This window comes from Paenibacillus sp. AR247 (assembly GCF_002968895.1).
In the GTDB taxonomy this organism is placed as follows: Bacteria; Bacillota; Bacilli; order Paenibacillales; family Paenibacillaceae; genus Paenibacillus_AQ; species Paenibacillus_AQ favisporus.
Map to the genome: position 1 here is coordinate 1 of NZ_PCZT01000057.1, position 9,891 is coordinate 9,891.

9 protein-coding genes are annotated in these 9,891 nt (G+C 46.0%); 4 read left to right on the top strand and 5 right to left on the bottom strand.

The window, feature by feature from the left end:
- Window positions 1-1,639 precede the first annotated feature (1,639 nt).
- The 5 genes from CPT76_RS35725 to msrB form a co-directional block, all read right to left on the bottom strand.
- Window positions 1,640-2,230, bottom strand: coding sequence for an NADP-dependent oxidoreductase (locus CPT76_RS35725; protein ID WP_219845502.1), 591 nt, complete (start codon window positions 2,228-2,230; stop codon window positions 1,640-1,642).
- An 87-nt stretch (window positions 2,231-2,317) separates the two neighbouring features.
- Window positions 2,318-2,980: an NAD(P)H-dependent oxidoreductase gene (locus CPT76_RS35730; RefSeq protein ID WP_105446245.1), complete on the bottom strand. Its 663-nt coding sequence runs from the start codon at window positions 2,978-2,980 to the stop codon at window positions 2,318-2,320.
- Between the two features lie 117 nt (window positions 2,981-3,097).
- Window positions 3,098-3,559, bottom strand: a complete 462-nt coding sequence (locus CPT76_RS35735; protein WP_308737736.1) for a peroxiredoxin-like family protein — start codon at window positions 3,557-3,559, stop codon at window positions 3,098-3,100.
- 20 nt (window positions 3,560-3,579) lie between these two features.
- The gene (locus CPT76_RS41105) at window positions 3,580-3,747 is read right to left on the bottom strand and encodes a hypothetical protein (protein ID WP_258169115.1); all 168 of its coding nucleotides are present in this window, start codon (window positions 3,745-3,747) and stop codon (window positions 3,580-3,582) included.
- A gap of 121 nt (window positions 3,748-3,868) precedes the next feature.
- Window positions 3,869-4,858 (bottom strand): peptide-methionine (R)-S-oxide reductase MsrB, encoded by a 990-nt coding sequence (gene msrB, locus CPT76_RS35740; RefSeq protein WP_105446246.1) that lies wholly within the window; start codon window positions 4,856-4,858, stop codon window positions 3,869-3,871.
- A 668-nt stretch (window positions 4,859-5,526) separates the two neighbouring features.
- Here msrB and CPT76_RS35745 point away from each other — a divergent pair.
- The 4 genes from CPT76_RS35745 to CPT76_RS35760 form a co-directional block, all read left to right on the top strand.
- Complete coding sequence (locus tag CPT76_RS35745; protein WP_105446247.1) at window positions 5,527-5,865, top strand: MmcQ/YjbR family DNA-binding protein; 339 nt, start codon at window positions 5,527-5,529, stop codon at window positions 5,863-5,865.
- Window positions 5,866-6,760: 895 nt separating this feature from the next.
- Window positions 6,761-8,284 carry a redoxin domain-containing protein gene (locus CPT76_RS35750; protein ID WP_181153258.1) on the top strand — a complete coding sequence of 508 codons (1,524 nt, stop codon included), beginning with the start codon at window positions 6,761-6,763 and terminating at the stop codon, window positions 8,282-8,284.
- Window positions 8,285-8,317: 33 nt separating this feature from the next.
- Window positions 8,318-8,800: a YkgB family protein gene (locus tag CPT76_RS35755; RefSeq protein ID WP_105446249.1), complete on the top strand. Its 483-nt coding sequence runs from the start codon at window positions 8,318-8,320 to the stop codon at window positions 8,798-8,800.
- Window positions 8,801-9,172: 372 nt separating this feature from the next.
- The coding region (locus CPT76_RS35760) for a spore germination protein (RefSeq protein ID WP_181153259.1) at window positions 9,173-9,891 on the top strand (719 nt) is incomplete at its 3' end.

Below are 9,891 nucleotides of genomic sequence, written 5' to 3' on the forward strand. Positions count from 1 at the left end.
ATAAACCCTAAACAATGATAGCAAAGACCACCGGGTTTTGGATTTACCCCTGTCAAGTAGACAGTTATAAAAAGGACCTAGGCAACCTTAGTTCGGTACTCAATCGGGCTAAGGTTGTTTTTTGGGAATCGGTGATGATTATAGAGGCGAAGATTATTAAACAGAAATATAACATTGAATTTCATCTACGAGTTGCTTTTGGTTTGTGTAGTGATGTATCCGCAAGGATTCCCTCTTGAAATGGCTAAAAAAACTATCCATACATGCGTTAACGAACAAGGACCTTTGCGATTTGGTCACCATCCAGTACTCGCAAAAAAAACAATTGTCTCAATGATATCTCCTAAATGATATCTCCAAATTGGCATTTCGCCCCCAACGCTCGGAGACGAATTATGCCGCGCTCGCCGCAGTCGATCTGATGATCAAGGATATCCGTGCGTTTCGCTCAGGCGTCCATCTGCATCTCAAACTAGAATGCAAGTGCCCTAACTGGATTCACCGAAGACTCCCCGAGTATATGAAAAGCAACCTTCCCGGGATATCAGTATTTATCTTGCTCCGCCACCCCATAGACAACTTCAAGACGTTTGTCTTAGCCAGTTTCGTGGCTTGAGAGCCAAACCCAAAAATCCATAGGGATTGTTTATTTCATCGTCCATTCCATCCTCACAGAATCGATAAAAAACGTTTGGCTTCTCATCAGACAAGCGGCGGCCGTTGACGCTTTATCCCAACCATCCCATTCTTTAAATCGTTGGTTGCGAATAATTGATGTACCCCACCGGAATTCCTGCCAATCTGCGAAGCATCGTCAATTGGCCGATATGGCAACAGTGAATCGGAACCTCACTGCACCTAACCAATGACGAAGCAATTTTTCGGCGTTTAAAACCGGAGGTTGAGAATTCTTTTCCATTAATTTATCCCTTCTGAATCAACTTGTTCTCTTCGAGACGCCGTCTTGTGAACTATGTAAACGCACGAACAGGGAATAAGGCCACTGCCGGTGCACCCGCCCAATGGCCGTTGAGCCCAGCTTTTTATACGCGAGATAATGACATCCAATTTAAGGCCTATCACCTGTTCTAAAACATCCAAGGTGGAATTGAGGATCGGATTGTAATTCAGCACAAGCCGGAGTTATGTTCATCATTTTTGAAGAATTGTCTCGAGAAGATATAAAAGAGAGTGATGGGGAAATAGATTCGGAGAGTCAATTTCATTCTCTTACGGAATACGAACTTCTTAGCAACACCACTTCTCGGACTCAAATTTCATAACCCATTCGGAGACAGGAAAAACGAGCGATCAATCGGAATCGCTTGTGCTTCATTATCTTAGAAAACGCGTGTTCCATCTTCTTTCAAACTTTGAACCATTCGGCGACATCCGCCCTGTTCCTTTTTATATCAAGAGATTAGCCATATGCTTGGTGTTCACAGTGATGAGTAAGCTAATTAAATATGCCTTCAAACGCTACCATTGATAAGAAAAGACCACCTGATTTCCGGTGGTCTTTGGTTTTACTTTAAGGCCATACGTCACGCTTCTAAAGCCATCTATGACCGGGCCTCCCTGATGAAGATGATACGAAGCCTGGTTCACTGTCCCTTGGGCCCTTACGTACGAACTCGGATTATCGTCTTTCCCTGATCCGCTCGGTTGGGTTGAAAGCAGCGACGGCATGGTCGAGGCTGGCGATTTGGCCGATGTTTGTTCGTAGCCGACCATCCCGGACACGCTGGACGATCTCACCTAGTTGTTCACGATCGGCCTCGACGACAAAATCAACCGCCAAGCTTTCGGTCGGCTGTACCTCGGGCGGGCCTGCGATGGTCACCAGCATTCCGCCTGTACGAACCAGACCCGCGGACCTCTTCCCGATGTCACCACCTATCACGTCGAAAACCATATCGACGCCAACGACGTCTTCCAGTGAATCGTTGTCGAGGTTGACGAACTCATGCGCTCCGAAGTCGAGCGCCGTCTGACGATCTGCTGCACGTCCGGTGCCAATGACGTAGGCTCCCGCCTCGCGGGCGAGCTGCGTCACCATCGAATTGACTCCACCGGCCGAGCCATGCACGAAGAGACTCTGCCCAGCCTGGAAGCGGCCGTGCACGAATAGTCCTTGCCACGCAGTCAGACCCGAGATCGGCAAGCTCGCACCTACCGTGAAGTCGATATCGCTTGGCAGCGGTGCAAGATTGCGCGCCTCGACAGACACATATTCCGCTAGGGTGCCGTCGCGAGTCCAGTCCGCGAGCCCAACCTCAATCCACATTAATTGGTATAAATGTGAGAAAAATTATATTTATTTAACCCATTTCACAACATCATCAAAGGGTCTGCGAATTCTTGGTCCCGGCTCTTTTTTGCGATAACCGAAGGCGAGCATGACCGAAATGGTAAAGTGTCCGTCTTCCAGCAGTCCTTCCTCTTCCAATATCCGATTCATTGTCTCAATATCAAAACCTTCGATCGGACATGAGTCAATGCCAATTAATGCTGCAGCCGTCATCATGTTCGCAAGCGGAATGTACGTCTGTTTGATGCCCCAATCCGTAAGAAAACGATCATGATCCAAGAGCTTGAAATCATTTCTCTGGAACTCTTCATAGATTTCAAGATGCCTTGACAGTCGTTCCTTCGGAACGGCTTTGGATTGCTGCTCCAACTGGTAGGCGGAGTCATATCTCATATCTTGTGCGGTCCTGGATAGAATAATGATGAAATGGCTGGCTTCTGGTAATTTGCTAGCCGCTCCATAAGAAACGTCTTTTATTTTGTTCAGAAGCTGTTCATTTTGAACAACTACAAATCTCCACGGCTCAGCGCTAAACGAGCTGGGCGAAAGCCGGCCCGTTTCCAGAATAAATCTAAAGTCCTCGTCAGAAATGGTTTTGTAAGGATCGAATTCTTTGGTTGCATGCCGAAAATGATGAGCTGCCAAAATTTCTTCCTTTGTTATTGTCATGATATCCTCCCTCTAAAACTAGTAAATTCATGGTGGGTCCATGTACAGCAGGATCCGTTTTTTCAAATCGATCCACACGCTATCAACAGTGTTACAGTACGAAAAGATAAAAAATCGTTAGAGCTTTCTTAGTTCTCGCAAAATTTCCTCCGGACTTTGACGCTGCATGAAATTCGGATTGACATAAGCGGAGCGGATATTAGCGCTCTCATCGATCATGAATGTAGCTGGAACCGGCAAAACCCATTTCGAGGTATTATTGTACTCTGCAAGATCGAGTCCGGCACCTTCCATGATTTCCTGTACTCCCGACGGAACATCGAAGAGCAAATTGTATTTGGCCGTTACCAAGCCATTCGGATCGCTAAGGACTTGAAATTCCAATCCTTCCTTTTCTTGTAGGGATAACGAATGATCAGGCTTTTGTGGGCTAATCGCGATAAGCTGCGCCCCGATCGCCTGGATTTCCGGTAATATCTGCTGGTAAGCCCTTAATTGCATATTGCAAAAAGGACACCATCCCCCTCGATAGAAGACTAGCACAACCGGCCCTTTCGCGAGCTCTTCAAATAAAATCACATCTTGGCCTAGTGCGTTTTTTAATTAAAATCTACCGCCTTATCGCCTGGTTGCTTCCCGGAAGCGGTCCCCGTTTCCTGAAGCTCCTCGATCATTTGACTCAGTTTAATCTGCGCTTCAATAGGTGTATTTACTTTAAACTGCTGAGCGGCTTCTTCCAGCTGTTCGGTTAAACTTTGGTTGCTCATTGTTCTTAAACCTCCAATATTGATTTGATGGTTTGATTATAAAGGCAGGTTTAAGCTCAGTTCTGTAAAGTAGATTACAGTTCATAGTATCCATATTTTGAACTAATCAATATGGACAAAGTTAGTCGTTGTAAGTATCATTTTCAAAAAAGTGAAGGTATTCCCCATATCCTTCCTTCTTCAAATTCTCTTTTGGAATAAAGCGCAGTGCTGCTGAGTTAATGCAATAACGCATACCCCCTTTATCCTGCGGTCCATCGTCAAAGACATGGCCCAAATGGGAATCACCTTCATGGCTTCTCACTTCGGTACGGACCATGCCATAGCTTTGATCAAGCTTTTCGGTCAAGTGTGACTCTGCGATCGGTTTGGTAAAGCTGGGCCATCCACAGCCGGAATCATATTTATCCTGCGAACTGAAGAGGGGCTCTCCCGATACAACATCGACATATATCCCTTCTTGTTTATGATCCCAATATTCGTTATTAAATGCCGGCTCTGTGCCGCTATTTTGAGTCACTTCATATTGCATCTGAGTAAGTGTCTTCTTTAATTGATTCGGATCCTTCTTGAGCTTCCAATGCTGTTCAATGAATTGATCCCTGCCGGATCCTTTGCGATACATTTTATAGCGGAACGGATTAGTTCTATGATAGTTCTGATGATAATCCTCTGCTGGATAGAATGTTTGTGCCGGCAAAATATCCGTCACAATCGGTTTATTGAATCGGCCACTCTCAGCAATTTTTCGCTTTGATGCTTCCGCCTTGTTCTTCTGATCCTCATTGTGGTAATAAATAGCTGTCCTGTAGGATTCTCCTCTGTCGTTAAACTGCCCACCCGGATCGGTCGGGTCGATTTGTGACCAATAAATGTCCAGTAACTTGTCATAGGGAAACACTTCCGGATTAAACGTAATTTGCACCGCTTCCCTATGTCCGGTAGTCTCGGAGTAAACCTCCTCGTAGGTAGGATTATCCTTATGTCCACCTGTATAGCCGGAAACGACCTTAATAATGCCCGGCATTTCTTCAAACGGCGATACCATACACCAGAAGCACCCGCCAGCAAAAGTAGCCAATTCTTTGTGTTTATCGTTTGTGCTGTTCATTTCAACACCTCATCTCTTCAATATTCAAGATCACGAAAATTTTGAAAAAACATAGCTTCATTACAAGTGATTCAGCCGGCCGGACAAACCCTTGGTAAACATTTATGTATTATCCTCATTTCCCCCTGATTTCATGCATTAAAGCAAGGCACGTGATGTTTGTGTCATTAAGGAATCCACACTCTCAACTGCATATAGTAAACTCCCTTTCGTAAAGAGGGTACGACCATGAAATTGATTTGACTTGATATATATTTTGAATTATATTCATGACAAATGCTATCGACGATTAATCATGTCGCCATGTTATTCGATCGCATGCAGTGTTGGTTATCCTGATTCAGTTAGTCTTGAAGTCGGCAAATATTTTATTGAGAACTACCGTAAGATAATCCGAACGAATTGATTAAGCAAATTAATCTTTATGGCAAAGAAATTCCGGAAATAAACACAACCGTTCATAGCGCAATCTCCAGCATTATTCTTAGGGGTTATTCACGATATATTCGAAGTACCGACAAAATCTCTGAGGTCGATGGGGCTATTACTGCCTTTAGAAGTTAACGAACGTTCTTTTTATAATATAAAGAAACTGAAAATTGTTACAGCAGACGGTTTAGATGATTGGGGTAGAACACACGATGTAATTACGAAGGAGATGAGTCGTTTTGAAAAATAATTTTATCGAGTACTGTCTAAACAAAAAAGGAGCGATTAAAGATTATCCCTCGGGACCCGATCCAATCGCGATAAAAATTGCAGGTAAAATATTCGCTCTTTTATTTGAGAAAAAAGGGTACTTGGTCCTAAAATGCGACCCCGTAATTGCCGAAAACTTGAGAGAGCAGCATGAAGACGTTAAACCGGGGTACCATATGAACAAACAGCATTGGAATACGATTATTCTCGGGGGTTCTTTGCCAGAGTCGGCTATCTTTGATATGATTGACCATTCCTACGATTTAGTTGTACAAAGCCTTCCAAAGAGCAAACGAGTGTCCATTTAATGATTTTCAAGTAATTCCCGACTCAACCTCAGCTGCTGTAGATTGATCGGCCGGGCCCAAATCCTACCGTGTAAAGTGCTAGTTGCCGGAAAGTGTGTATCGAGGCATAGAGCCACAAGTCATCCAACTTGCAGCTGGGAGTACGTCGGGCATCGTTTCGCAATCCAGATTTGAACGCCTGTGACCACTTTCGCTCCCTCATATCGTTCCTTCTAACGTTAATAGCCCCTTGCACTTAATCACCCTCGCAAGATGCAAAGATAGCCTGTAACGCGACTTACCATGGTTTATTTGGCTCGAATCGACTGTTACTTGTTCATAATGTTGTTCATAATGGTTCCACAGTACCGAGTTCAAGTCGCTACTGACGTTACAGCAAACTCATTGAAAAAAGAGGATTCCCTTGAGAAGCACGAAATAAGGGCCTGGCCAATATAACGCGAAACATTCGTTAAGCTCCCATCCCCCCCTGATGAAAGGAACTACAGCAGGTTTTGGTCGAAGTTCTGAAATTACCGCAGAGTGAGAGCCTCACTCTGGTGGTCAAAACAGTCAATCATGTCGACCAGCTGCCCGCCGTACTCGCACATCTCCCAAGCTGTACACTCCAGTTATATTCCCAAATGCGTCATTCTTGAAATCGCGGTTCGTCGTGTCTCTGTCTATGATGAAGCATCTAAACGAAATGGTGTTGTTGAAAAAAATGAGAGTTAATAGCACCAATTTTTAGGTATAAAATCACTTAACAATGTAATGTAGATTACAGATGTTCATTCAGTCAGCATGTTAACTTGTAATAAAAATAGACAAGTACTATTGATCAGTCTATTTTATTTTGTACTGTATGGCAGGACAAAATATCGCTCCATGAATAAAAATGCGGAAGGAGATATGGATGAAGGTACTCGTTTTAGGAGGAACAGCATTTTTCGGTCGCAGGTTAGTTCATTTATTACTCAGCGATGGCCATGATGTGACAATTGCAACAAGAGGTCAGACGCCGGATGATTTTGGCGACGCCGTGACCCGTATAAAGGTGGACCGCACGAATCAGGATGCCATGAAGGAAGCGTTCGGCAATTGTTATTATGATGTCGTCTACGATCAAATCTGCTTTAATCCTAAAGATGCCAAGATTGCCCTGGAAGCGTTTGGCGACCGCATTAAGCGCTATGTACTAACCTCAAGTATGGCGGTTTATAACAGTAAAGATACCGAAATCACCGAAGACGATTTCATACCGGAACAATACAGCTATGATTTAGACGTTCAGAACTATGACTATGCTGAAGGAAAACGCCAAGCCGAAGCCTATTTCTTCCGGAATGCGGTATTTCCCGTCGTTGCCGTTCGCGTTGCCATGGTCGTATCGGGAACCGACGATTATACGGGCCGTTTTGATTATTATGTGAAGCATGTTGCTGAACATAAGTCGATCGGTGTGTTGGAAGTCGAGCACCCTATTACTTATGTGACAGCGTGGGATGCGGCCGAATTTCTTCATTTTATCGGAGCCAAATCCGATATTGTCGGACCAATCAATGCAGCGAATAGAGGTTACCTCAGCATCCAAAAACTCTGTTATGAGATAGGGGACTGCTTGCATACGCCCCCCCTGTTTCATGTAGGCCGGCATGAAGAACAAACCTTATCCCCCTACGCCATGTTCCCTTATACTTGGAAGATATTGAATGCCAGAGCCGCATCTTTAGGATTTGATTTTCCGCCCATTCAAAAATCGATTTCGCTAATGGTCCAGGACTGTGTTTCTAAATGGGAAAGAAGCTTAAAGGATGAACTTGATGCATTTCAGGCTCAAAAACAAATGTCGCCAGATGCCGCGGCGGCATTTGCCAGATTACTTCAGGACCTTCGAGATCAAGGTGCAGGCAAAGGACCGAATATCGGAGATAAGGCTCCCGATTTTACTCTGGAAGATGCTACGGGCAAACCCGTCACATTATCTGAAGAACTAACCAAGGGCCCCGTCATTGTCGTGTTCTATCGGGGTGAATGGTGTCCGTACTGCAATTTGCAATTGAAGGCCTATGAGCGCATCATCAATGAGATTAAAGCTGCTGGTGCTCAATTGATTGCCATTAGTCCGCAAACACCGGATCATTCGCTTTCCATGAAAGAAAAACATGAACTGAGCTTCCTCGTCCTTAGCGATACAAACAACAAAACAGCGGAGAACTATAATCTTAAATACAGGCTGCCTGACTTTATGCAAGCCATTCAAAAAAGATCTGGTATTGAGCTGCATCAATATAACGGTGACCATACATTTGAGCTTCCTGTCACAGCCACGTATATTATCGATAAAAAAGGAACCGTCAGAGCTGGTGCTTCAGATGTAAACCATAGAACGCGGATGGAACCGTCAGAGGCCTTAAAAATAGTCCGTTCGTTGCAATAATGGCCACTTACGATGGTATAAGGAGGAAAAACAATGTCCAAGTTGGCTCATGCTTTTGGTATAAAATTTGAAACATTCGGAATTAACTGCCTGTTTATCGCTTTGGCGATTGTTTACATTTGGATTGGCGGGATGAAATTTACGGCTTACGAGGCGAACGGGATCGCGCCGCTTGTCAGCAACAGTCCGCTCTTGGGGTGGCTTTACGATGTGATGCCGGTCCGTACGTTCTCTTCTCTCCTCGGGGTTCTGGAGATTCTCATCGGTCTTCTCCTGCTCGGCCGTTTTGTGTCCACAAGGCTGTCGGCTGTCGGAGCGGCGCTTTCCTGCATCATGTTTCTGACCACGATCAGCTTCATGTTTTCCACACCCGGCGTTATTGAGCCGAGCCTTGGTTTTCCGGCTCTCTCGGCGTTTCCGGGACAATTTCTCTTGAAGGATCTTGTCCTGCTGGCTGCTTCGGTATTCGCCCTCGGTGAATCGCTGAAGACGGTTCGCAGCGAAACAATTCACTGAATCCCGACCCTAGCAGCAAACGGTCGGTCTTCCGCGGCGTTGAAAGCCGTCGGAGGGGATTGCAGCGCCCGCTGCTTTGCCAAATCGGCAAGGCAGCGGGCGTAGCGTTTTTCATTTTTGGGGTCCCTCCTGCCTGAAGCGATTTGCCCCCGGGACGGTCGTTCAATTTTAACCCCTGTTAACGGAATGTGCTGAGTGCATGACAGCAAGAAAGAGACGGCGGGCCCAGGTTCGACAGGTCAAAGCCTATGTGGAAGAAGCGGACGACGGGTCCGCTTCTTCCGCGTTTACGCACCGCCGCAGCCGGTTGCCGAATACTCGTGACGGATTTTGGGAAAATAACCTTATCTGCTTAGTAATGGGGTGATGGATGTGAAAACGGGCAGGGATCGTGGGAAGGTCCCGTTTGAAGAGGAAGACCATGGTGAGGTCGTACCCGATCTCGCATATAACGAAACGGCATTAAAATCGATATTTCGGGGCTGCTCCGACGTGATCTTCCGCAGCATCCGGCTCGGCGGCGAGACCCGGTGGATCGTCGTTTATATTTCTTCGCTGGTGGACAAAAAGATGCTGGACGAGCATATCCTGAGCCCGCTCATTAAACGCCGTACCAACCCGAACGAAAACGTAAGCGGCAGTATCGAAGCGCTCGACGACCTGTTCATCTCCATCGGCGAAATCACGCTCGCATCCAAAATCTCCGATATCGTGCGGTATGTGCTGAATGGCTATGCCGTCGTTCTGGCGGCGGGAAACAGGCGGGCGATGGCCGTTTCGGTCAGCGGCAAGGCGCAGCGCAGTCTTGAAGAGCCTACCTCCGAACCGGTCATCCGCGGGCCGAAGGACGGATTTATCGAAAATAATTCAACCAATATCGGGCTGATCCGCAGCAGGTTGAAAACGTCCCGCCTGAAAATCGAAACCTTTACGGTCGGTGATCTGACTCAAACCGAGGTTGCACTGACTTATATTGAGGGCGTTTCCGACGCTTCTCTTGTGGAAGAAGTCCGGAAGCGGATCAGCGAAATTCGCATCGACGGTGTGCTCGATTCGAACAATATCGAGGAATTCATCGAGGATACCGCCTT